This is a genomic window from Bradyrhizobium sp. Leaf396 (assembly GCF_001424605.1).
Lineage (GTDB): Bacteria > Pseudomonadota > Alphaproteobacteria > Rhizobiales > Xanthobacteraceae > Bradyrhizobium > Bradyrhizobium japonicum_C.
On the sequence record NZ_LMQJ01000001.1, the window covers coordinates 485,832 to 509,709 of the forward strand.

Annotated in this window: 21 protein-coding genes; 5 read left to right on the plus strand and 16 right to left on the minus strand. The window is 63.3% G+C overall.

Features of this window, described 5'->3' with window-relative positions:
• Positions 1-15: 15 nt before the first annotated feature.
• Positions 16-1,905 carry a TRAP transporter large permease gene (locus ASG57_RS02335; RefSeq protein WP_057195582.1) on the plus strand — a complete coding sequence of 630 codons (1,890 nt, stop codon included), beginning with the start codon at positions 16-18 and terminating at the stop codon, positions 1,903-1,905.
• Positions 1,906-1,926: 21 nt separating this feature from the next.
• The gene (locus ASG57_RS02340; RefSeq protein ID WP_057195583.1) at positions 1,927-3,576 is read left to right on the plus strand and encodes an acyl-CoA synthetase; all 1,650 of its coding nucleotides are present in this window, start codon (positions 1,927-1,929) and stop codon (positions 3,574-3,576) included.
• A 64-nt stretch (positions 3,577-3,640) separates the two neighbouring features.
• Here ASG57_RS02340 and ASG57_RS02345 read toward each other — a convergent pair whose 3' ends face one another.
• The 9 genes from ASG57_RS02345 to ASG57_RS02385 form a co-directional block, all read right to left on the minus strand.
• Positions 3,641-4,618 carry a TRAP transporter substrate-binding protein gene (locus ASG57_RS02345; protein WP_024341838.1) on the minus strand — a complete coding sequence of 326 codons (978 nt, stop codon included), beginning with the start codon at positions 4,616-4,618 and terminating at the stop codon, positions 3,641-3,643.
• Positions 4,619-4,654: 36 nt separating this feature from the next.
• Positions 4,655-5,968, minus strand: a complete 1,314-nt coding sequence (locus tag ASG57_RS02350; protein ID WP_024341839.1) for a TRAP transporter large permease — start codon at positions 5,966-5,968, stop codon at positions 4,655-4,657.
• Positions 5,969-5,970: 2 nt separating this feature from the next.
• Entirely contained in the window at positions 5,971-6,564 is a 594-nt protein-coding gene (locus ASG57_RS02355; protein WP_057195584.1) for a TRAP transporter small permease, read from the minus strand.
• 136 nt (positions 6,565-6,700) lie between these two features.
• On the minus strand, positions 6,701-7,498 hold the full coding sequence (locus ASG57_RS02360) for an MBL fold metallo-hydrolase (protein WP_024341841.1): 798 nt from the start codon (positions 7,496-7,498) through the stop codon (positions 6,701-6,703).
• A gap of 13 nt (positions 7,499-7,511) precedes the next feature.
• Positions 7,512-8,288 (minus strand): TatD family hydrolase, encoded by a 777-nt coding sequence (locus ASG57_RS02365; RefSeq protein ID WP_057195585.1) that lies wholly within the window; start codon positions 8,286-8,288, stop codon positions 7,512-7,514.
• A gap of 13 nt (positions 8,289-8,301) precedes the next feature.
• Positions 8,302-10,266, minus strand: a complete 1,965-nt coding sequence (metG, locus tag ASG57_RS02370) for a methionine--tRNA ligase (protein WP_082528875.1) — start codon at positions 10,264-10,266, stop codon at positions 8,302-8,304.
• A 109-nt stretch (positions 10,267-10,375) separates the two neighbouring features.
• Positions 10,376-11,422 (minus strand): DNA polymerase III subunit delta', encoded by a 1,047-nt coding sequence (locus ASG57_RS02375; RefSeq protein WP_024341844.1) that lies wholly within the window; start codon positions 11,420-11,422, stop codon positions 10,376-10,378.
• Complete coding sequence (gene tmk / locus ASG57_RS02380) at positions 11,419-12,105, minus strand: dTMP kinase (protein ID WP_024341845.1); 687 nt, start codon at positions 12,103-12,105, stop codon at positions 11,419-11,421. The genes ASG57_RS02375 and tmk overlap by 4 nt, the downstream gene beginning before the upstream one ends.
• A 2-nt stretch (positions 12,106-12,107) precedes the next feature.
• Complete coding sequence (locus tag ASG57_RS02385) at positions 12,108-13,370, minus strand: D-alanyl-D-alanine carboxypeptidase family protein (RefSeq protein ID WP_082528876.1); 1,263 nt, start codon at positions 13,368-13,370, stop codon at positions 12,108-12,110.
• A gap of 153 nt (positions 13,371-13,523) precedes the next feature.
• On the opposite strand from ASG57_RS02385, the gene ASG57_RS02390 reads away from it, so the two are divergent.
• Positions 13,524-14,480 carry an alpha/beta fold hydrolase gene (locus ASG57_RS02390; protein ID WP_057195587.1) on the plus strand — a complete coding sequence of 319 codons (957 nt, stop codon included), beginning with the start codon at positions 13,524-13,526 and terminating at the stop codon, positions 14,478-14,480.
• On the opposite strand, the gene ASG57_RS02395 is transcribed toward ASG57_RS02390, so the two are convergent.
• Entirely contained in the window at positions 14,474-15,400 is a 927-nt protein-coding gene (locus tag ASG57_RS02395; protein WP_057195588.1) for a septal ring lytic transglycosylase RlpA family protein, read from the minus strand. The two genes, ASG57_RS02390 and ASG57_RS02395, sit on opposite strands and share 7 nt — an antisense overlap.
• A gap of 1,013 nt (positions 15,401-16,413) precedes the next feature.
• On the opposite strand from ASG57_RS02395, the gene ASG57_RS02400 reads away from it, so the two are divergent.
• On the plus strand, positions 16,414-16,638 hold the full coding sequence (locus tag ASG57_RS02400) for a hypothetical protein (protein WP_057195589.1): 225 nt from the start codon (positions 16,414-16,416) through the stop codon (positions 16,636-16,638).
• A gap of 27 nt (positions 16,639-16,665) precedes the next feature.
• On the opposite strand, the gene ASG57_RS02405 is transcribed toward ASG57_RS02400, so the two are convergent.
• The 4 genes from ASG57_RS02405 to ASG57_RS02420 form a co-directional block, all read right to left on the minus strand.
• A complete protein-coding gene (locus ASG57_RS02405) occupies positions 16,666-16,857 on the minus strand; it encodes a hypothetical protein (RefSeq protein ID WP_024341850.1) in 192 nt (63 codons plus the stop codon).
• 183 nt (positions 16,858-17,040) lie between these two features.
• The gene (locus tag ASG57_RS02410) at positions 17,041-17,760 is read right to left on the minus strand and encodes an endonuclease/exonuclease/phosphatase family protein (protein ID WP_024341851.1); all 720 of its coding nucleotides are present in this window, start codon (positions 17,758-17,760) and stop codon (positions 17,041-17,043) included.
• The gene (locus ASG57_RS02415) at positions 17,760-19,916 is read right to left on the minus strand and encodes a VTT domain-containing protein (protein ID WP_230646521.1); all 2,157 of its coding nucleotides are present in this window, start codon (positions 19,914-19,916) and stop codon (positions 17,760-17,762) included. The genes ASG57_RS02410 and ASG57_RS02415 overlap by 1 nt, the downstream gene beginning before the upstream one ends.
• A gap of 63 nt (positions 19,917-19,979) precedes the next feature.
• Positions 19,980-20,276, minus strand: a complete 297-nt coding sequence (locus tag ASG57_RS02420) for a hypothetical protein (RefSeq protein WP_024341853.1) — start codon at positions 20,274-20,276, stop codon at positions 19,980-19,982.
• A gap of 405 nt (positions 20,277-20,681) precedes the next feature.
• Between ASG57_RS02420 and ASG57_RS02425 the strand changes: the two genes are divergently transcribed.
• A complete protein-coding gene (locus ASG57_RS02425; protein ID WP_057195590.1) occupies positions 20,682-21,290 on the plus strand; it encodes a sll1863 family stress response protein in 609 nt (202 codons plus the stop codon).
• Positions 21,291-21,373: 83 nt separating this feature from the next.
• On the opposite strand, the gene ASG57_RS02430 is transcribed toward ASG57_RS02425, so the two are convergent.
• Entirely contained in the window at positions 21,374-22,393 is a 1,020-nt protein-coding gene (locus ASG57_RS02430) for a lipoprotein N-acyltransferase Lnb domain-containing protein (protein WP_028145806.1), read from the minus strand.
• Between the two features lie 257 nt (positions 22,394-22,650).
• A protein-coding gene (locus ASG57_RS02435; protein ID WP_152343783.1) for an IS3 family transposase occupies positions 22,651-23,819 on the minus strand; the annotation gives its coding sequence in 2 pieces (ribosomal slippage) (positions 22,651-23,531 and positions 23,531-23,819; 1,170 coding nt in all).
• Between the last annotated feature and the right edge of the window lie 59 nt (positions 23,820-23,878).

A 23,878-nucleotide genomic window follows, 5' to 3' on the forward strand; every position in this document is an offset into this window, starting at 1 on the left:
CGCGTTGCGGCCGTCATGGCTCATGTCGGGATCGAAATGACCGAACTGGCGGGTGAGGCGGCGTCTCAGTCCCCTCGCCGACCTTCGTTGCTGGCTTCGGCCGAGCGCATGCTCGGTCTCGTCGTCGAAATCCCGGCGGCGATCCTGGTCGTCGCCGAGATCGTGATCCTGTTTGCCGGCGTGGTCGCGCGCTACGGCTTTCACCGGCCGCTGATCTGGTCCGACGAGCTCGCTTCGATTCTCTTCCTGTGGCTCGCGATGCTCGGCGCGGCGGTCGCATTCCGCCGCTCCGAGCACATGCGCATGACGGCGATCGTCGCCAGCGCCAGGCCGGCGATGCGGGCGTATCTCGATCTGGTCGCGACCTCGGCGGCGCTGGCGTTTCTATTGCTGATCGTCTGGCCAGCCTGCGACTATGCCTATGAGGAGAGCTACATCACGACGCCGGCGCTGCAGATCTCCAACATGTGGCGAGCTGCGGCGCTGCCGGTCGGCATCGGCCTGATGGCGGCCTTCGCCTTGTTGCGCCTGCTGCGTTCCGCCGATTACCGGATGGTCGCCGCGGCGCTCGTCACCGTCGCCGCCGTGATCGGCCTGTTCTGGCTTTCGGAGCCGCTCCTGCGGCCGCTCGGCAATCTCAACCTCGTCATCTTCTTCGTCGGCGTCGCCGGCTTCTGCGTCTTTGCCGGCGTTCCCATTGCATTCGGCTTTGGCCTCGCGATCTTCGGTTATCTGGCGCTGACCACGCGCACGCCCGTCATGGTGCTGGTCGGGCGAATGGACGAAGGCATGAGTCACCTCATCCTGCTTTCAGTGCCGCTATTCGTGTTTCTGGGCGTTCTGATCGAGATGACGGGCATGGCCCGCGCCATGGTGGCGTTCCTGGCAAGCCTGCTCGGCCATGTCAGGGGCGGCCTGCACTACGTGCTGGTCGGCGCGATGTACCTGGTCTCCGGCATATCAGGCGCCAAGGCCGCCGACATGGCGGCGGTGGCGCCCGTCCTGTTCCCGGAGATGAAAGAGCGCGGCGCCAAGCCGGGCGATCTCGTCGCGCTTCTTGCGGCCACGGGCGCCCAAACCGAGACCATTCCGCCGAGTCTGGTGCTGATCACGATCGGCTCCGTGACGGGCGTCTCCATCGCCGCCCTCTTCACTGGCGGCCTGTTGCCCGGTGTCGTGCTTGCGATCACGCTGTGCATGCTGGTTTGGTGGCGCTATCGCCACGAGGACATGAGCCATGTCCGCCGCGCCACGGCATCCGAGATCGGCAGGACCTTCATCGTCGCCCTGCCCGCGCTCGCGCTGCCCTTCGTGATCCGCTACGCCGTGGTCGAGGGTATCGCGACCGCAACCGAAGTCTCCACCATCGGCATCGTGTATGGCGCCCTCGTTGGCCTCCTCGTCTACCGCCGCTTCGACTGGCGGCGGATATTTCCGATGCTGGTGGAGACCGCATCGCTCTCCGGCGCAATCCTCCTGATCATCGGCACAGCGACGGGCATGGCCTGGGGTCTGACCCAATCCGGCTTCTCGCGCTCGCTGGCATCCGCCATGACGGGATTGCCCGGAGGCGCCGCGACCTTCATCGCCGTCTCGATCCTGGCTTTCACCATTCTCGGCAGCGTGCTTGAGGGCATTCCGGCCATCGTGCTGTTCGGGCCGCTGCTGTTTCCGATCGCCCGCGCCGTCGGCGTGCACGAGGTGCACTATGCGATGATCATTATTCTGGCCATGGGTATCGGACTATTCGCCCCGCCCTTCGGCGTCGGCTATTATGCCGCCTGCGCCATCGGACGCGTCGATCCGGCCGAAGGTATCCGGCCGATCTGGGGCTACCTGCTGGCGCTGCTGGTGGGATTGATCATCGTCGCGATCTTCCCCTGGATCTCGATTGGATTCCTTTGACGCCATTTAAGGAGTGAGTCGATGAGTGAGCGGCAGAACCCGTACAATGTCGGGCTCGACAAGACTCCGGCCAACTACGTGCCGTTAAGCCCGCTGAGCTTTCTCGCGCGCAGTGCCGCCGTCTATCCCGATCATGTCAGCACGGTCTACGAGGGACGCAGCTTCACCTGGGCGCAGACCGCCGATCGCTGCAAGCGTTTCGCGTCCTGGCTCTCGAGCAAGGGCATCGGCGTTGGCGACACAGTCGCGGCCATGCTGCCGAACATCCCGGCGATGAACGAGGCGCACTTCGCCGTTCCCATGACGGGCGCCGTGCTCAACGCATTGAACATACGCCTCGATGCACCCTCGATCGCGTTTCAGCTCGACCATGGCGGCGCCAAGATCATTCTGGTCGATCCCGAGTTTTCGGGCGTCATCAGCGACGCACTGGCTCAGATGAGCGGTCCGAAACCGCTGGTGGTCGACGTCGACGACGCCGCGTTCAAAGGCGGCAAGCGCATTGGCGAGATCGAATATGAGGCGGCGGTCGTGCAAGGGGATCCGAACTTCACAGCGATCCCGCCGCGGGACGAATGGGACGCCATCGCGCTCGGTTACACCTCGGGCACGACGGGCAATCCCAAGGGCGTCGTCACCCACCATCGCGGCGCCTATCTCAACGCCGTCAGCAACATCCTTGCCGGCAATCTCGGTCAGCATCCGGTCTATCTCTGGACGCTGCCGATGTTCCATTGCAACGGCTGGTGCTTTCCCTGGACGATCGCGGCCGCCGCCGGCGTCAATGTCTGCCTGCGCAAGGTCGAGCCGACCAAGATCTTCGAGCTGATCAAGCAGCACGGCGTCACCCACATGTGCGGCGCGCCGATTGTCTACAACACGCTGATCAACGCGCCCGATGCGCCGAAAGGAAATGCTGTCCGCCGCCTGGTGGGCCTGATCGCAGGCGCAGCGCCACCGGTCGCCGTGCTCGAAGGCGCCGAAAGCATCGGCATCAAGCTGACGCATGTCTACGGTCTGACCGAGGTTTACGGTCCCGCCTCCGTCTGCGCCGAGCAGCCCGGCTGGGACGAGCTTGCGCCTGCCGAACGCGCCCGCATGAAGCGCCGGCAGGGCGTGCCCTACCCGCTCCAGGAAAGCGTCACCGTGATCAATCCGCAGACCATGCAGGAAGTCCCGCGCGATGGCGAGACCATCGGCGAGGTCATGTTCCGCGGGAACATCGTTATGAAGGGCTATCTCAAGAACGAGAAAGCGACCAAGGAAGCCTTCGAAGGCGGCTGGTTTCACACCGGCGACCTCGGCGTGCTCGACGAGCACGGCTACGTCATCATCAAGGACCGTTCCAAGGACATCATCATTTCCGGCGGCGAGAACATCTCCTCCGTCGAGGTCGAGGACATCCTCTACAAGCACCCGGCCGTCTTGTTTGCAGCCGTGGTCGCAAAGCCCGATCCGAAATGGGGCGAAGTGCCCTGCGCCTTCGTCGAATTGAAGGACGGTGCACACGCGACCGAGGCTGACATCATTGCGTTCTGTCGCAGCCACATGTCGGGGTTCAAGACCCCGAAGGCCGTCGTGTTCGGGCCGATCCCCAAGACCTCGACCGGCAAGATCCAGAAATTCCTGCTGCGCAACGAGGTTGGCTCGGCGCAGGCGATTTCGAGCTGATTCAACTGCCGGATGGCCTTCCGCCCCAGCGCCGGAAAGCGGTGAGCGGAAGGCCGCATCGGTCTCACATCTTCTTGTAGGCGTCGACGATAGCCTGGCCGTCGGCCCCGGCCTTCTTGAGCCAGTCGGCCGTGAGCTGCTCACCAATCTTCTGGAAGCCGGACTTGAGCGCCGGGCTCGGCGGCTCGACGGTCATGCCTTTCGCCTTGAGTTGATCGAGGTACCAGGTGCTCTTGTCCTGCCAGGCCTTCCAGCCGCGGGTTTCCGCGGTCGCAGCGGCCTTGAGAATGGCCTCCTGGGTCGCCTTGTCGAGTGCCTCGAATGCGGCCTTGTTGACGAAGGTGTAGTCTTTGGGAATCCAGGCCTGCACGTCATAGAAATACTTGAGCGACTCCCAGGCCTTCACGTCGTAGCCGGTGCCCCCCGAGGACATGAAGGAGTTCACGACGCCGGTCGCCAGCGCCTGCGGCAGCTCGGCCGCCTGGATCGTGACCGACTGGGCGCCCACCAATTCGCCGATACGCGCAGTCCCGACATTGTAGGCACGCCACTTCAAGCCCTTCATGTCTTCGATCGCCGCGAGCGGCTTGTTGACGTAGACGCCCTGGGGCGCCCATGGCACGACGAACAGCAGTTTGAGACCCTGCGCGTCGAGCTTCTTGGCGATCGCGGGCTTGGACGCCTGATACAGCTTCATCGCGTCGGGGAAGCTGGTCGCGAGAAACGGTACGACGTCGACGCCGAACAGCGGGTCCTCGTTCTCGTGGATCGACAACAGCACTTCGCCCATCTGCGCCTGCCCGGTTACCACCGCACGCTTGATGTCGGGTGCTTTGAACAGGGAGGCGCCGGGATGAACCGTGATCTGGAGCTTGCCGGAAGTGGCGGCTTCGACATCCTTGGCGAAGGCCACCAGGTTTTCGGAGTGCGGATTGTCGGCAGGATACGCTGCCGGCAGATTCCATTTGGTCTGAGCCAAAGCGGGGGTTGCAGCCAGCATCGCGCCAGCGATCAAGGATGCGCGAACTAAACGAGACATCATCAGGCTTCTCCTCACAGTCAATCGGAAACGGCTATATCAGTCTGGGAAAGCAAGCTTGGGCAAGAACATCACGATCTGCGGATACTCCGTGATGATGAATACGGCAGCCAGCAATAGCACGAAGAACGGGAATGTCGCCCGCGCTACAGTGAACGTATCACGACCGCTCATGTTCTGGAGCACGAAAAGATTGAAGCCAACCGGCGGTGTGATTTGCGCCATCTCGACGTGAATGATGAGATAAACGCCAAACCAGACCAGATCGAGCCCGGCCTGCCTGACCATTGGCAGCACGATGACGGCAGTCAGAACGATCATCGATATGCCGTCGATCAGGCAGCCCAGGATGATGTACATGATGCTCAGATACAGTGCGAGCATGCTCGGCGTGAGCTGCTGGCCCTGCACCCAGGTGGCGAGCGCGGCCGGAATGCCCGTATAGGCCATCGCAGCCGTGGTGTAGGCCGCGCCTGCCAGGATCAGCATGATCATGCAGGTGAGGCGCGTCGCGCTCATGATGCTCTCGAGGAAATTCTTGCGCGTGAGCGTGCCGCTCCACCATGCCAGCAGCAACGCGCCCGTGACGCCCCATGCCGCGCATTCCGTGGCCGTGGCGAAGCCCAACACGAGTGAAAGAAAGACGGCCAGGATCAGGAGCAGGCAGGGTGCGAGCTTGGCCGACTCTCGCAATTTCTGTCGGAACGGCATCGGCGGATCGCGCGGCGGGACCTTGTTCGGATTGAGCAGCGACCAGATGATGATGTAGCCGGAATAGAGCACCATCACGAGGACGCCCGGCAGGAATCCGCCGAGGAACACCTGAAGCACCGAAACATTCGCGGTGACCGCGTAAACCACCATCGGGATCGAGGGCGGAATCAGCAGGCCGAGCGTGCCGGCGCCTGCGAGCGATCCGAGGCTGAGGCTCTTGTCGTAGCCGCGCTTGTCGAGCTCGGGCAGCGCAATCTTGCCGATGGTCGCGCAGGTCGCGGCGGACGAGCCCGACACTGCCGCGAAGATTCCGCAGCCGATCACGTTGACATGGGTGAGCCGCCCGGGCAGCCACTGAACCCAGGGCGACAGTCCCCGGAACATTTCTTCCGACAATTTGGTGCGGAAGAGGATCTCGCCCATCCAGATGAACAGCGGCAGCGCGGCCAGCGTCCACGAGGAGCTGGCGCTCCAAGTTGTGGTGGCGAGCACGGCGCCGAGCGGCAAGCTGGTCGTCAGCGCCATCGCTACGAAGCCGACGAGGCCGAGCGAGACTGCGATCCACACGCCGCTTCCCAGCAGCAGAATCATTACGCCGAGCAGGACGAACGCCAGCTCGATCATGCCGAGATTGGCCATGGTCAACCTCCGCCGCCCTGCGAGATGCGCTCGATGAATTCGTCCGGCGTCTCGTCCGGCGAGCCCTTCTCGTAGCTCGGGCGATTGCCGCCGGCGACATTGACCAATTCATCGATGAGCGCGATCGACAGGATCGCGAGGCCACCGGCAAAGCCGAGCTGCGGAATCCAGAGCGGAAGTGCGACGACGCCCTGGGCCACATCGTTGAAGCGCCAGGAGTCGTAAGTCATCTGCACGGCATAGCGCGTGAAATAGAGAATGAAGGCGGTGGCAATCCCGAGCGCCAAGATCTCCGCGATCTGCTTGGTCCGCCCGTGCAGGCGTTCCAGCAAGAGTCCCACCCGGATCATCTCCCCGCGCTTGAATGTGTGCGCGAGACCGAGGAAAGCCATCGCCGCCATGCACCAAGACGCGAAATCATCGCCGGCGGGAATGTTGATCGCGAACTGGCGCCCGACGGACATGGCCATCATGATTGCGAAGATTGCGACCAGGAAGACGCCCGCGGCGTAGCCCGCGCCGAGATAAAGCAGGTCCAGAGCGCGGCGCACCGGTCCTCGAGCTCCTACATCGTCTCCTGCCAACGCAATCCCCATCCTCACACGAAGCGATTCAATCGACCACGCCGGATCGTGTCTGAATATCGCCCCACCCAACGCCTGTTAGATCAACATGATGCGGCCTGTGCAAGCAAGGAGTGTGCCGGCATGTGCCGGAATTTCTACCTCAGGTTCAATGCGTCTCCAGCCGCAGCCCGTCATAGGCTGGCACCACGCCGGCCGGCAGCGACTGCCTGATGACCTCGTAATCGACATCGGCCGTCATGTTGGTGATGACTGCGCGCTTTGGCTTGAACCGTTCGATCCACGACAGCGCGTCGTTGATGCTGAAATGGCTGACATGGCTGGTATAGCGCAGACCATCGACGATCCAGAGATCGAGATTTTCCAGTGCGCCCCAGCTCTCGCGCGGGATGTCGTTGAGATCAGGCGTGTAGGCGGCATCGCCGATGCGGTAGCCGAGCGCGGGAATGTTGCCGTGCTGCACCAGGAAGGCGGTCATCGTCACCGCCCCGCCCTTCCCCAGGATGGTCTGGCTTTCGCCAGCTTCAATCGAGTGCCGGGTCAGGATCGGCGGATAATCGCTGCCCTCTGGCGAAATGAAGCAATAGGAAAACCGGGACAGGATGTCTTTGGCCGTCGACTGGTTGAAATAGGTCGGGATACGCCGGCGCATGTGCATGACGACGGAGCGAAGATCGTCCATGCCGTGGGTCTGATCGGCATGCTCGTGCGTCAGGAACACCGCGTCGATGTGGTCGACATTGGTCGAGAGCAATTGCTCGCGCAGGTCGGGCGAGGTGTCGATCAGGATGCGTGTCGTGCCATGCTCGGAGATCCGTTCGACCAGCAGCGAACAGCGACGACGGCGGTTCTTGGGATTGTTGGGATCGCAGGCGCCCCAGCCGAGCGCCGGGCGGGGAACGCCGGCGGAGGAGCCGCAGCCCAGGATCGTCAATGTCAGCGTCATGTAGCTCCCAGTCTCAAGCTTTCACCTTCGAGAACAGACGGAAGAAGTTTTCGGTCGTCTGGCGCGAGATCTCGTCGAGCGAGACTCCGCGAGTCTCTGCCAACACCTTTGCGACCTCGACCACGTAAGCGGGCTCGTTGCGTTTGCCCCGAAATTTACCCGGTGCGAGATAGGGCGAATCCGTTTCGACCAGGATGCGATCGGACGGCAATTCGGCGGCGAGCGTGCGCAAGGCCTCCGATTTCTTGAACGTCAGGATGCCGGTGAAGCCAACATAGAGCCCGAGCGACACCGCCTTCAGCGCCAGCTCTCGCCCGCCGGTGTAACAATGCAGCACGGCGCGAAACGATCCCTTTGCTGATTCCTCTTCCAGGATGCGTGCGCAGTCCTCGTCGGCCTCGCGGGTGTGGATCACCAGCGGCAGGCCGGTGGCACGAGCGGCGGCGATGTGGGTGCGAAAGCCCCTCGCCTGCGCCTCCGGCGAGCCGTTATCGTAGAAATAGTCGAGCCCGGCCTCGCCGAGCGCGACGACCTTGGGGTGCTCCGTCAATGCAACAAGCTCGTCCGGCGCGATGCCGTCTTCCTCGTCCGCGTTGTGCGGATGGGTGCCGACTGAGCAATATACGTCGTCGTAACGGTCGGCGATCGCGAGCAGGTCCTTCAGCCGCCGCACCCGCGTCGAGATCGTGACCATGCGCACGATGCCGGCAGCTCGCGCCCGCGACACGATCCCGTCGAGATCTTCCGCAAAGTCCGGAAAATCCAGATGGCAGTGGCTGTCGACCAACATTGCGCGAACGCCTCTAGGCCGCCGGCTCGACGTAGCGCGGGAATGCCGGCGTCGGTGCCGGCAAGATCGAGCCGGGCGCGATCCGCTTGGCGCCACCGAGCATCGCGAAATTGCGTTCGTCTGCGGGGATGCCGAGGCTGTCGAGCAGCAATCCCGAGGCCGTCGGCATCGCCGGCTGGGCCAGGATCGCGATCTGCCGCACGACCTCGGCGGTGACATAAAGCACCGTCCTCTGCCTGACGGGATCAGTCTTCGCGAGCGCCCACGGCGCCTCTCCCGCAAAGTAGCGGTTGGCTTCTGCGACCACGGCCCACACGGCGTTCAGCCATTGATGGATCTGCTGCGTCGCCATGGCTTCGCGTGACGTGGCAACCATGCCGTCGGCCATCGCAAGGATTGCCTTGTCATTGTCGCTGAACTCGCCGGGCTCCGGCAGCACGCCGCCGAGCTGCTTGGCGATCATCGACAACGAGCGTTGCGCGAGATTGCCGAGGTCGTTGGCAAGATCGGCATTGATCCGCGCGACGATGGCCTCGTGGTTGTAATTGCCGTCCTGCCCGAACGGCACCTCGCGCAGGAAGAAGTAGCGCAGCTGGTCGACGCCGTACTGCTCGGCGAGGTTGAAGGGATCGACGACATTGCCGACCGATTTCGACATCTTCTCGCCCCTGTTGAACAGGAAGCCGTGGGCATAGACCCGCTTCGGCAGCGGAATCCCGGCCGACATCAGAAACGCCGGCCAATACACGGCGTGAAAACGGATGATGTCCTTGCCGATGATGTGCACATCGGCCGGCCAATAGCGCCAGTTCGCATCCTGCTCGTCGGGGAAGCCGACGCCCGTGATGTAGTTGGTCAGTGCGTCGACCCAGACATACATCACGTGCTCTTCGTCGCCAGGCACTTTCACACCCCAGTCGAAGGTGGTGCGCGAGATCGAGAGGTCGCGAAGACCGCTCTTGACGAAGCTCACCACCTCGTTCTTCCGGGAGTCCGGACCGATGAAATCAGGGTGATCGGCATAGAGCTTCAGCAGCTTGTCCTCGTATGCGGACAGACGGAAGAAATAGCTCTTCTCCTCGACCCATTCGACAGGCGTGCCCTGCGGTCCAAGCCTGACGCCATCATCGTTCAGGCGCGTCTCGTCCTCAGCGTAATAGGCCTCGTCGCGCACCGAGTACCAGCCGGCATATGTGTCGGCATAGATGTCGCCGTTCGCCTCCATGCGCCGCCAGATCTCCTGGCTGGAGCGGTGATGCTGCTCCTCCGTGGTGCGGATGAACCGGTCGAACGACACGTTCAGGCGTTCGTCCATCTCCCTGAAACGGCCGGCATTGCGGGTCGCAAGCGCGGCGGCGGACATGCCTTCGCCGGCCGCCGTCTGCACCATCTTCTGACCGTGCTCGTCGGTGCCGGTCAGGAAGAACACGTCCTTGCCGTCGAGCCGGGCAAAGCGCGCCAGCACGTCGGTCGCGATCGCCTCATAGGCATGGCCGATATGCGGGCTGCCGTTGGGATAGGCGATAGCTGTCGTGACGTAGAACACGTTGTCGCGCGAGGGGGTGGCAACGGGCGCTGCGGGCTTCGGCGCACGCGGCACCTTCGGAGTCGAGATCTTCGGCTTCGCTGCCTTCGGCGGCGTAACGGCGGAAGCTGGCTTGACGATCACTGCAGGCGCAGTGCCCCTCACCGTCCTGGCCACTTTCTTCGCCGGAGCTCCAGCTGCTCTCTTGGCCGCCCTCTTCACCGTCTTCTTGGCAGCCAGCTGCTTCCTAGCAGCCTTCTTGCCGGCCTTCCTTGCCGTCCTGGCAGCGCTTTTCTTGGCGTGAGCCGTCTTCGACTTGGCTGCCTTCTTTGCACTCTTCGCAGTCTTGCGCGTGCGCCCCCTCACGGCCTTCTTCGTGGCTTTCTTGACGGCTTTTTTCGCAGCCTTCTTGCCGCTCTTGCTCTTGACGGTTTTCCTAGCTCGCGTTGCCACCACGAATTCCTTTACCGGCTTCTCGAAATCTGGAAACGAACCTGAGTTCGATTGTTGATTTGCGCATGATCCCCTCGGAAAGCCGCTGCGCACCTTTTCGGATCATGCTCTAGCGCGTTGCGTCCGCCAGCCAGCCGAACACCGAGAAAACCAAGGGCTTGCGCTCCAGATTGTAGGTTTCGGTGTCGCGCGCGGCGCGGACGATCTTTTCCCATACCTCAGCTAAGCGCGCAAGGCGCGGCAGGTTCTGGTTGGCATTGACGTCGTCCGCATGCAGGCGCTCCGCGATCCAGCGATCGATGCCGTCGACGAAGGCGGCGAGCGCGACGCGGTCGCTGGTGCCGAGCGAATCGCCGAGCGTGTGCAATTCGCGCGGGTCGACCTGCGGCAGGCGGGCCAGCAGGGCCGCGGTGCGCTGCTGGAGCTTGAGCGCATCACCGCCGAGCAGCGCCAAGGCGCGCGCCACACTGCCCTCGGATGCTTCCGCCGCCTCGCGCAGCGCGGCATCGCTCGGATCGATGTTGGCGACTGAAGAAGCCGCTCCGATCACATCATCCGTCGCGAGCGGCCGCAGCCGCAGCTTGCGACACCGTGACTGGATCGTGGCGAGCACCCGAGCCGGCGCATGGCTCACCAGAAGGAACAGCGATCGCTGCGGCGGCTCCTCGAGAATCTTCAGAAGCGCGTTGGCCGCGTTGGGATTGAGTTCATCGACGGTGTCGACGATGCAGACACGCCAACCTTCGGCCGCAGCGGTCGAGCCAAAAAACGCAATCGTCTCCCGCGTCTCGTCCACGGTGATCACGGTGCGCATCACACCGCGGTCGTTGGCTGTACGCTCCAATGTCAGCAGGCCGCCATGCGAGCCGGCCGCCACCTGCCGCGCCACGGCATCGTCAGGATCGATCGCAAGATCTTCGGCGCGCTGCACGGCGGGCGCCAGCGGCTGCGAATGAGCGAGCACGAAGCGGGCCATGCGATAGGCCAGCGTTGCCTTGCCGATCCCTTGCGGGCCGCCGATCAGCCAGGCATGAGGAATGCGCCCGCTGCGATAGGCGCTCAGCAGCGCGGCCTCGGCCTCGCGATGGCCGAACAACAGCGACGTCTCGCGCGGATGCGTAACTGCGGTTTCTCGCTCGGCCTGACGTGGGCTCATGCCGACACCACTGACGCCGGCGTGGGAAGCAGACGCTCGCGCAGCGCGGTCCAGACCCGCGCGGCGACCGTGTCAGGGTCCGAATTGGCGTCGATCAGCACGCAACGCGCGGGATCCTCGGCTGCGATCTTGCGATAGGCCTCGCGCAGGCCCTGGTGGAAGCTGAGCTTCTCGGCCTCGAACCTGTCGGGCGTGCCGCTGCCGCGGCGCGCGGCGGCGCGTTGCAGGCCGATCTCGACCGGCAAATCGAGCACGATGGTGAGGTCCGGCTTGAGGTCGCCGATGGTGACCCGCTGCATGGCGTTGATCAGGCCATCGGGCACGCGGCCAAGGCTGCCCTGATAGGCCCGGGTCGAGTCGGCGAAGCGGTCGCACAGCACCCAGACGCCCTGGCTGAGCGCCGGCTGGATCACGGTGCGGACGTGATCGTCCCGGGCAGCGGCAAACAGCAGCGTCTCCGCTTCCGGGCCGAGCAGCTTGCCCATGCCCGACAGGACCAGATGACGCATGATCTCGGCGCCCGGCGAGCCCCCCGGCTCGCGCGTCACCCGGATGCGCAGCTTTGCCGCCTTGAGGCGGTCTGCGAGCTTCTTGATCTGGGTCGACTTGCCCGTGCCCTCGCCGCCTTCAAAGGTGATGAAGCGTCCGCGTCCGGACGGCCGCTGTAGCGAGCCCTCAGCCATGGTCAGAGCTTCTCGGCGCCTGCGCGGAACATGCCGATCACGAGCTCGCTGGCGCCGTCGATCGCGCGGCGCATGGTCGAACCGGTGCCGATCGCCTCGGCCGCATAGACCGGCGTCTCCACGGCGACGTTGCCGCTGCGCCAGACTTTGACCACGCCGACCCTCTGCCCGGGCTCGATTGGCGCACGCACCGGGCCGCTATAGACGATGCGCGCAATCAGCTTGTCGCTGCCGTTCTTGTGAACCATCACCTTCACCGGCGTCTTGGCTACCAGCTTGACGGAGCGGCTCTCGCCGCCGAACACCTTGGCGTAGCCGACCGGCTGCTCGGCCGCGAACAGCGTGCGCGTCTCGAAATTGCGGAAGCCCCATTCCAGCATCTTCTTCGCTTCGCTGGCGCGGTCGTCGGAATCGTCGAGCCCGTTGACGACGACGATCAGGCGCGTGCCGTTCTGGACGGCCGAACCGACCATGCCGTAGCCGCCCTCCTTGGTGTAGCCGGTCTTCAGGCCGTCGGCGCCTTCCATCGAATTGAGCAGCGGATTGCGGTTCTGCTGTCGTATCTTGTTCCAGGTGAACTCCTTCTCGCCGAACAGTTTGTAGAATTCGGGGAAGTCGAGAATGATGTGCCGGGCGAGCATGGCGAGCTCGCGCACGGTCATCTTGTTGCCGGGGTCGGGCAGGCCATTGGAGTTGGCGAAAGTCGATCTGGTGAGACCGAGTTCTCGCGCGCGCTTGGTCATGAAGTCGGCCGCGAAAATCCGCTCGTTGCCCGCCATGGCTTCGGCGAGCGCGATGCAGGCGTCATTGCCGCTCTGGATGATCGCGCCATGCAGGAGATCGTTGACCGAGACCTTGCTGTTGATGGCGGCGAACATGGTCGAACCGCCCGAGGGCGCGCCGCCTCGGCGCCAGGCATTCTCGCTGATCCGGTACTCGTCCGTCAGCTTGATGTCGCCCTTCTTGATAGCATTGAAGACGACCTCCGCGGTCATCAGCTTCATCATGCTCGACGGAGCGCGCAGCTCGTCGGCGTTCTTCTCGAACAGAACGCTGCCTGAGGAGGCCTCGATCAGGATCGCCGTCGGGGCATCGCCATCGAAGCCAACATCGTCCGCTTTCTTGGCGCCCTGGACGCTCTGGTTGGCAGCCAGAACCGCCCCGCCCCAGGCCATGCCTGCGATCAAGGCCGCCGCGATCAGGCCGCGCGCCAGCGTGCCGGCGGTGAACCGGTTGCAACGAAGCATAGGGAGACGAAGTGACATGGCGAAGCCCTGAGAGAGCGTTCTAACAGTTGGAACAGATGCGAACAACACGCGGCTGGACGCTTGTCCCTGAGATTGCACGATTCTCGCCGCGCCCCTATCGTGGTGCCTCATGTTTCTCGACCAAACCCCTGAAACAAGGCGGAAAAGCGAATGTCCTCAACCCGCATGATCAAGGCCAACGGGATCGAGCTGTTCATCCGCGAAGCCGGCCAGGGTCCGCTGGTCGTGCTTTGCCATGGCTGGCCGGAACTATCCTATTCCTGGCGTCACCAGATCCCCGCGCTGGCCGCGGCCGGCTTTCACGTCGTCGCCCCGGACATGCGCGGCTATGGCCAGAGCGCCGCGCCGCCCGACGCTGCGGCCTACTCGATCTTCGACACGGTCGGCGACATCGTCGGTCTCGTGCAGGCGCTCGGAGAGCGCGAGGCGATGGTGGTCGGCCACGATTGGGGCGCTCCGGTCGCTTGGCACGCGGCGCTGTTCCGGCCCGACATCTTCACGGCGGTCGCGGGACTGAGCGTGCCGCCGCCATTCCGCGGCCGCGGCAAGCCGCTCGATCTGTTGCGCCAGGGTGGCATCACCAATTTCTATTGGCAGTATTTCCAGACGCCAGGCGTCGCCGAAGCCGAGCTGGAGCGCGACGTCGCTAGCACCATGCGCATCGTGCTCGGCGGACGCGGCCTCGCCGATCCGTCCGCGGCCATGTTCGTGCAGGAGGGCAAGGGCTTTCTCGGCCATGCGGGCGCCGAAGAGCCGCTCCCCGGCTGGCTGAGCGAGGCTGACCTCGCCTATTTCACCGAAAGCTTCCGCAAGTCCGGCTTCCGCGGCGGGCTGAACTGGTACCGTAACATCGACCGCAATTGGGAGCTGACCGCGCCCTGGCAGGATGCCCAGATCTACCAGCCTTCCCTGTTCATCGCAGGCTCGAAGGACGCGGTGATCACAGGCCTGATCGGCGCCAAGCGCGTGAACGAGCTCGAACGCGTGCTGCCCAACCTGAGGCGGAAGCTGATCATCGAGGGCGCCGGGCATTGGGTGCAGCAGGAGCGACCTGACGAGGTGAACACGGCGCTGGTGCAATTCCTGAAGGCGAGTGCGGCTCAGTAGAGCCCGCGACCACTCAGGATGCTGCGCGCCTCGGCCGCACCATTCGCCGGCGAGCCAGCGCTCTCGGCGGCGTAGCGGCCATCCTCCTCGTAGGACACCGCCCGAGCGTTCTGGAGTGCCCGGCCCCGGCTGCGTCCCGATGCCGACATCTCCGTCGTCGCATTGAGCGAAGCCATGTCGGCCTGGCTGTTGCCGAGATTGTAAGGACGCCCTTCCGGCATCGGGACCTCGCCGCGAATGGCGCCGCGGCTCGAGGACGACAGCTCCGGTACGAACGGCTTGGCCGAGGCGACCCGCACCATCGAGGGTGACGGCGCGGGAACGCCAGTGCGCAGCGTCGCCAGGAGCTGGCGGTCGTCCGAGCCCTCAAGCGGTGCCCGGCCGACATATTCGACCCGCACCTTGGCGACGCCATTTCCTTTGAATTCAAGGAGTTCGGCGGCCTTGTTCGACACGTCGATGAGGCGATTGCCGTGATAGGGCCCACGATCATTGACGCGGACGATCAGCGACTTGCCGTTCGAGATATTGGTCACCCGCGCGTAGGACGGCATCGGCAGGGTCGGATGCGCCGCCGTCAGCGAAGTCATGTCGAACACCTCGCCATTGGCCGTCAGGCGGCCATGAAAACTGTCGCCGTACCAGGACGCCATGCCCTCGGCGCGGTAGTTGACGTCCTCCTCCGGCACGTAGGTCCGGCCCGCCACCACATAGGGCTTGCCGACTCGGTAAGTGCCACCCCCCTTCGGGACCGGGTCACCCCAGGCCACGACCCTGGGGCTCGAGGACACGCCGTATTTCGGATCGACGCGGCCGGCGAACTTGTTGGAGGAGGCGCAATTGGCGAGCGCAAGGCAGGTCGCGACCGCCGCAACACCGCGCGCGGCCCGCAAAACCGAATCTGACCGTCGGATCCCCATGCGCCCCAAATACCACTTCGCCGGAGGCATACCCAACCCGCTTTGGCTACGGGGCGCGCTGTCCGGTCCTTCAAATACCGAGGCGGCCCACCACCGCATCGGAAGTGGTAAGGATAACGCAACCGGAACACGGCGGAAATGGGGAGCCCACAGCGATCACGTCAGGATGGTAAACGGGAGGTTCGCTTCTTCCCGTTGATCTACGGGGCGCATGCCCCCTGCTCTGTGCCAGGGCTGGACATTCTGTTGCGCCAAAACCTCACCCCGCCCCCATTGTCGCGTCGCTGACCGAAATTCTTTTGACTGTGCAAGGCCGCACGCGTTCTCTCGGATGCAAGGGTGGGATTTGGAATTTAACGATGATCGAGACGGTTTCGGCACTGATGGGCTTGGTGAGCGCGGGGATCTTCCTGGCCCATGCGTTTGAAGGTTACCGCACGAGGGCGTGAAGGCACTCGCGCGGGCGGCAAGCATCACCTCTTTCAAGGCGGGGCGTTCGGGCGATTTTGATCGATCCGTTCAAGCATCGAAAACGAGAGCGGCAGGTGTCCCATGCGTAACCACGACTTTGTATCCGATGGCTTCCTGGCATTGACTGCCGGCGGTTTGGTTCTGCTCTGCTCGAGCCTCGTTGCCCTGGCGTTTGCCTGAGCGCTCTCTTCCTGTGTGAGCCCAGCCAGCTCAATTGCGACACAGCTCGCAACCTTTCCAGTTGACCGCAAGCGCCGCTGACACGCCGCTTGGCGTAGCCCCAATAACGAAGGGCGATAGAAGCTGGCGCGGGCCTCCGTCGAGCCGCCGGCGATAAGTGCAGCGGCTTTCGCGATCCCGGCGGATCATTTGCCGAATGGCTTCGAGACGAGTCCCCGCCTACGCTCCCCCGTGCTCCGGGGCGCCTGCATAGCGGCGCAGGCAACAGCTCCGCGCCAGCAAGATCGGCGACACAGAGGTGTTTACCATTCGTTAAGGAGACTCAGCGCCGCATGGCGTTGGGACATATCGAGAGCTGACGCATGAACAGAGAGCTGCGGGAGTTTCGACGGCTTGAACGGGTCTGCCTGGAGCAGGCCGCCCTCTCCACCATGGATCTCACGCGAAGCGGGCTGCTCAAGGTCGCGGACGATTGTCGCATCGCCGCCGAGACCATCGAGGCACAATTGCCTCGCGGGCCATTCGCAGAGGCCGTCCAGGCGCTCAAGCTCGCCTTGGGCGCCAAGACGAGGTCCTGGCGGCACTAGCGCAGGTCTGGACCGCCGGACGCGAATTCAGGATTTTGAGGCGGCAGCTTCGCGCGCAAGCCGCTCGGCCCTCAGCCGTTCCTTGTTGGCGTAAAACGCCTTTTGCGCCGCTTCATGGTCGCGCATGGCCTTCTCGGCCTCGATCCGGCGTGCCGCGTCGCGGGCCTGGCGCTGTTCGGGGGTCAGGGGTTTGCGTCGGAAGGAAAGGTCTTCAGTCATGGCCATACAACCCGGCAGCGAGACAAAAGTTCCGCATGGCCAGGCGGAGGCATGGACGCGGACATTGAAACCGCGAAACAACCCCATGCACAGTAGCCAAGTCGCTCGGGATGCAAGCGTTTCAACTAGGCGCAGCGGTAGTTGACGTGTCGGGCAAAACAGCCGGGTTCTGACACCGGAAAATCATCCCGGGCCCGACCGATCCGGATGACCGGCACCTTCCGTTTGCGGAATCTCGATCTCCGCAATGACCGGCAGATGGTCCGAATAGGCCCTCGCCTCTCCGTCGGTCCAGACTTTCCCGATCCGGCTGTCGGGCGTGGCATAGATCCGGTCAAGCCGCATCAGAGGCAGGCGTGACGGGAAAGTCCGCAGCTGCGTACGGTTGGGACAGGCCTGTGCGAGAACGCGCCGCACGGACCGGACCCAGAACCAGTCGTTGAAATCGCCGAGGACGACGGTTCTCACCGGTTTCACCAGGCTCACAAGGGCGCGTGCCTGGGCATAGCGCTCATGAATGCTCAAGCCGAGATGCGTGGCCACCACGCGCACATCGCCGGCAGGCGTCAGCAAATCCGTCGCAATGGCCCGGCGTGGTTCCCGCTCCTGATACGACACGTCGACGATCTCGGGCACGCTGGAGAACGAAAAGCGACTCAGCAGCATCTGACCGTAGTCGCCATCCTTCGTGACGATCGACTTGGCGTGAACACGGTGATCGCCGACGACACTCGCCAGCTTCGCAAATGGATCGTCCGACCGGGATCGCGAATCCACCTCCTGGAGTGCGACGACATCCGGCGACCACTTGCGAATGATGGAACAAACACCCTCCAGATCGAACCTTGGATTGAGATTGAACGTACCGTGCACATTCCACGTCATGAATCGCACGGGCGCCATCAGCGCCTCCCGGCGAGCCACGTCGTAACGAACTGCGCGCCGGCGCAGAGTGCGAGCCAGCCGAGGAATGCCAGTGCCAGCAGCAACATGTTGCTCCAGGACGCATTTCTGGCGAGTTCTGCGATCTGCGAGCCCAGAACCGCCATGGCGAGGATACCGGGCGTGCTGCCCAACAGAGTTCCGAGGATAAAGTCACGAAGAGGCAGTGTGCTCGCACCGGCCACTACGTTCACTACTGAGAACGGCGCTACGGGGAGCATCCGGATGACGACAACCGCCACGACCCCCTTCCCAACGACACGCTCCTGGATGCGCGCGGCACGTCGGCCCAACAGACGCTGAAGGCGTTCTCGGCCGAGGACGCGGCCGATCGCAAAAAGGATCAAAGCACTGACCAGGACGCCCGCCATCGCCGTGACGAAACCCAGCCATGGGCCAAGGGCAGCGGCAGTTGCTGCAATCAGCACGAGAACTGGAAAGACGACGAGCCCGCCAACGACAAAGGCCGCGACTGCCAATGGCGGCCCCCAGATGGACTGCGAATAGGCAGACAGAAGCGTCGAAAGATGACCTGCATCGGCGAAATCGCTCAAGGAGGTGTACGACCAGGCCATCGCCAGCCCGAAAAGCGCCACGGCGATTGAGGCGATCCCGATTAACGTTTTCGTGCTCCACATGCGAGAGGCCGCGCGCTCCAGATGAAGAGGCAGCTCAGGGTCCGCCACCGGCTGAACCAGGGTGGCCAGCGTACTGGTTAGAACCGAAGACTCGACTTTCCGCAACGTCTGGGGGCCACGAGCTTTCGACACCTCGTCCAGCAGGGCGAACAGGCGATGCTCGTTCTGCGTGATGGCGTGTTCGTCGAGACCGCAGAAATGGCCGATCAGGCGACGGCGCACCGAGGTGATGAAATCCCGATGCTCCTCCGTTGCAGCTTCAAAGATCAGGTCGCATTCGCTGTCGGCGCCCATCGACCGATTGTTCAGGTTGGCCGAGCCGATCCTCAGGATCCGGTCGTCGACGACCATGAGCTTGCTGTGGACCATCACCGCGGCTTCCTTGTTTCCGCTGCGCGAGACCGGGTAGACGAAACGGATGCGATCGGCGACGCCAGTCTCCCCGAAGCAGTCCATGAAGGCGCCCCGGCCGTTCTGCATTGCCTGGGATTCCAGCCACGAGGAATGCAGTTTGGGCGCAACGATCAGAGCGCGAAGCGACGGCACGCGACGCATCTGCTCCGCCAGTTCGCGCGCCATCCTGGTCGCGCTCGTGAATTGATTCTCGATGTACACGAAGTTCGTCGCCGACCGGATGCCTGCAATGAACGAGCGTTCGACCTCCCTGATCGTCGAGCCCGCAGGAGAGACCACATCGGTCCTGGCAATACCCACAGGCAAGTGCTCGGTTTCGACCGGTACATTCGTCGGCCAGCGAGCGCTCTTCAGGACGCGCCGTTCATCAGCCTGTTGGCCCGCCGCCCGCCAGCGTTCCTCGGCGAGTTCGAACAGCCGCTCCGCAACATCCCCGTCGACCAGGCACTGAACGTCGTGAAACGGCGGGTATCGCTTCCGCTGGGGATCGCAGCGCATTGCATTGTCGGCGCGGTGGTCACTCGTGTCCCAGCGCCTGACCGTCAGATCGAGCCCGCCGACGAATGCCAGTGAGCCATCAACGCAGACGATCTTCTGGTGTTGCGCCGAACCAAACGGAAGCGTCGCGTCGAGGTGAAACCGCACGCGGTCGTCCGTGTCCGCGGTGAACTTCGCCGCCGAATTCCATTCCCTCTCGGAGGCGTAGAACGAGACGAAATCCCAGACCAGAATGTTGATGCGCAAGGCGGGACGTCGCCGAACGAGCGCGCGCAGGAATGGACCAAGCTGCTCCGGCAATCCGTCATCCGCCCGCCCAGACGCGCCGACCAGCGGGGTCTTGCTATGGATATCCCACCCGATGATGTAGACGACGTCCTGCGCCTCCAGCAGCGTCTCCCGCAGGGCCGCGAAATATGCGGCCGCATCGTTCAGAACCGCTACGCGAGCGGCTTCGCACCGCCGCCAGACGGTGTCGCCGGGGATCAGTGTCGATGCAGTCTGAAGCAGGTGGACCTCGCAACTGGGATTCGCGTCTAAACGCCTCGAACAAGCAACGGGTTCCACGCCTCAGGGGCCGGGGTTCAACCGGCGCGATGCCGCAGGTCCGGCGCACATCGCACACTGCCCTCATTTGGTGCGGACAGTCTTTGCGCCCGCGCTCCTCAAGGCATCGGCGATTTTCTCCGGGGCGTCGCCGTGGAAATCGACGGAGACTTCAATCACACCTTCGAGCTTTTGTCGCCCCTCCGGTGCGGGCGCAGCCTTGACGTCAGGGCCCGCCGGGCGTGTTCCCACCGTGTTCGCATCGCCGGCGGGCTGGACGAAGACGTCGCCTCGCGGCACGCCGCATTCCTGCACGACGTGCTCGACCGCGAGCTCGGCGCCGCGGCGCGTGTCGAATTCTCCGATGATGGTCGTTTCCAAGGAGGCTCTCCGTGTGATCGAGTGCGAACAACGGGCGAGCCGGGGCCGAGTTCCTGAAGCCGCGCGCGCAGCATATCTCGAAGTCGAAGATGACGGATTGGCAGTGAGCGGCGATGATCAGAACCGAATTATTCCGAACAGGAGCAGCAGCGCCACCGTGATGAAGCCGGAGATCAGCAGCGAACCGAGACATCCCAGCCGGTTCGAGAAAAAGAAGAACATGCGTTGCCCGCCATGACGCTTCTTGTCAGGCTAATCTCTCAGATTGGATCGCGTTCCTGTGCAGCTTCGTACGTCCTGGTGGTCAGGCCCGGCACGCTTCGGACCAGTAGGTCGTTGAGGCAGGTCAATACAAGCAAGCCGGAGTTCTGGAATTCTGACGTGGCCAAGTCAACGGAGGCGGCCATGTCACAGCAGAGCAGCATGCATCACTATCTGAATTGGGCCAAGGAGCGGATCGACGAAATGGATGCCGCGTTGGCCTCGTTCGAGGTCAAGGCCGGCCAGGCCAAGGTTGAGTCCAAGGCGAAGACCGATCAGTTCCTGTTCGATCTGACGAAGCGCCGCGACGAGTTTCAGGAGATGCTCAAGGCCAAGGCGCAGGCCGGCGAAGCGGCCTGGGTGGAGGCCAAAGCCGACCTGGAAAGGCAGTGGAATGGATTCGAAGCGCAGGTGAAGGCCTACTTCGAAGGCGCGGGCAAACAGCTCGAGCAGCAGCAAGCGACGTTCAAGGATATTGCCGCTGCACAGGCCAGGGCCTGGCGGGAGGCCGCAGACAAAATCGGCGAGGCCGCGGGCAAGGTGGCCGCAGCCCGCACCGGGGACATCGACGCGGCGCTCAAGCAGATGAAATCCGATGCCTCCGAAGCCGAAGCGCGCCTTCAGAAGCTGAAGCAGGCAGGCAGCGAGTCCTGGTCGGTGATGAGCGCCGCGCTCGCCGAATCCCGGAAGGCGTTCGATCAGGCGAACAAGGCCGCCTGGGAGGCGCTGAAGGGCGCTGATACGAAGAGCTGAGACGCTTGAAGCTACCAGTCGTGAGACGGGTGCAGCCGCTCAAGACGCGGTGCGAATTATCAGCGCCCCAGAAGGCTCCTGAGTTAAGGTCCGATCACGGTCGGCAGAGATGAGCGGATACGTTGCGAGAAATCCGCTGTGCCATCGGCCGCATGTGCTGCTGCGTTGATCAAGGACCGCCGCCTCAGTTCATCAAACGGCAGCGTCGCCTCGATCCGGCCCGAGTGGTAGAGATAGCTGTCGATGAGTCCATTGAACAGATGTCGAATGTCGAAGCGTCCTCGCCTACCCGCCGCATTTGCATAGCGTACGATATTGATCGTGCAGCTGTTGGTCAGCAGATGGTAGAACTCCGGCTGATCGGCCAATTCGTTGATGCGCGTCAAATAGACCATCAGTAGCCGGCGCGCGTCCTCAACAGATGTATTGAGGCGATAAAGGTACACCGGCTCGTGGCGATAGTTGGTGCGCACACCTACAATATCATGCTCTTCACCTACGACGTAGATCAGCTCGAATTGCTTGAACAAGGAGGCGACAGGCGCGAAGCCTTCGCCGACCTCAGGACGTGTTTCAATGGAGATGGCGAGCGGTGGCGCATTGTCGAACACGAAACTCACAAACGTGTGTCCAACTGGACCTTCAGTAAAATAGGAAACATAGAAATCCAGGGCTATCAAGTGAGCCAACGACACCTCACGCTCCTCGTAGCTTACTGTGAACTCGTTCCGACTGCGGTAGCTGAAGTTACGCACACCGGATAGGCGCACGCGGTCGCCATCAATCGTCGCCCTCGGCATCACCGCAACTTCCGGCCGCCAGTGGCGATTGTGCGATGGAGGAATCGCGATCCACCATGCCACGACGCCAAGAAACAAAACGAGGAAGAGAATGGACATGCGCCGCTGGCGCGAACGCCAGAGCGCCCAAATCCCGAAGGCCGCAAATGCCAGAGCTAAAAACGTGCGCAGCCAGCTCCAAGGCAAGTTCGAGTAATAGATGGCCAGTGCGGCCCATGTGACTATCGCGATCCGGATGAGAACGCCGATTGTTGTTCTCAATAAGCCGAGCAACATGGATCCAGATTTAGTGATAGAGTTCACCTGGCTGCTCCTGCCGCGAAGCATTGGCGTGTCTTCGTCAACCGCCCGGTTGTGTCAGCTCGCCTGTCGTTTCATTCTTATGTGATACACGCTACAGTAGATTTTCGCTACGTAGAAGAGTGTGATCTTCCCCCGATAAAGTGGACGGGTTAAGCGGCTTTTAGCTCCATCTCGATCGGGGGGATATATCCGAGTGCGGAATGGAGCCTTGTCCGGTTATAGAATCCTTCTGATCTTCCCCCGATAAAGTGGACGGGTTAAGCGGCTTTTAGCTCCATCTCGATCGGGGGGATATATCCGAGTGCGGAATGGAGCCTTGTCCGGTTATAGAATCCTTCGATGAAGCTGAAGATATCGCGCTGGGCCTCAGTGCGGGTCTTGTAGTTGCGATGATGGACGAGCTCGGTCTTCAGGGTATGGAAGAAGCTTTCCATCGGGGCGTTGTCGTAGCAATCGGCCCTGCGGCTCATTGATGCCGTCATGCCGGCCTCCATAAGGGTGCTGCGATAAGCGTGCGAAGCGTATTGCACACCCCGGTCGGTGTGACAGATCAATCCGGCCTGCGGCCGCCGCTCCCGGATTGCCATCGTCAGGGCTGCGGAGGCGAGCTCGACCTGCATGTGATCGCGCATGGCCCAGCCGACGATCTTCCGACTGAACAGATCCATGACGGCGGCCAGATAAAGCCACCCCTCGGCGGTCGGGATGTAGGTGATGTCGCCGAGCCAGACCCGGTTCGGGGCTTCCGCCGTGAAGTCGCGCGCGACCAGGTTCGGTGCGATCGGCAGGTCGTGACGGCTGTCGGTGGTGCGCACACGGCGTGGCTTTGCGGTGATGGCGCGGATGCCATGCCGGCGCATCGTCCGCTCGATCCGGCCGCGGCTGGCGCTGCGTCCCTGCCTGCGCAGAGCGGCATGGACGCGGGGACTGCCGTAGCGGCCGCTGCTGTCCTGATGGACCTGCCGTATCTCGGCCAGCAGCGCGGCATGGGATTTTGCCCGCTCGCTCACGGGGCGGTCGCGCCAAGCGTAGTAGCCGGCCGGCGAGACCTCGAGCACGGCGCACATCAGCCGCACCGGATAGGTGTTGCGATGGTCCTCGATGAAGCGAAAGCTCATGTTCGGGTTCCGGCAAAGATCGCGATCGACTTTTTTAAAATGTCGCGTTCCATCCGCAGCCGCTCGTTCTCCTGGCGCAACACGGCGAGTTCCGAAGCCTGGTCCGCCGACATCGGCGTCGCCTGCGTGGTGGGGCGCCACGCCGCCGATGCCGGCTCGCGCCGGAGCTTATCGACCCAGCGCCGCAGCACTGAGTCGCGCAGACCGAGCTCCTTGGCTACCGACCCGATCGAGCGGCCGCTCGACACCACCAACCCCGCCGCCTCGCGCTTGTACTCTTCAGTAAACGACCGACGTGCACGTTCCATTCAACACCTCCAGGCTCAACGAGCCTACTACAGGTGTCCACTCATTCGGAGGAAGTTCA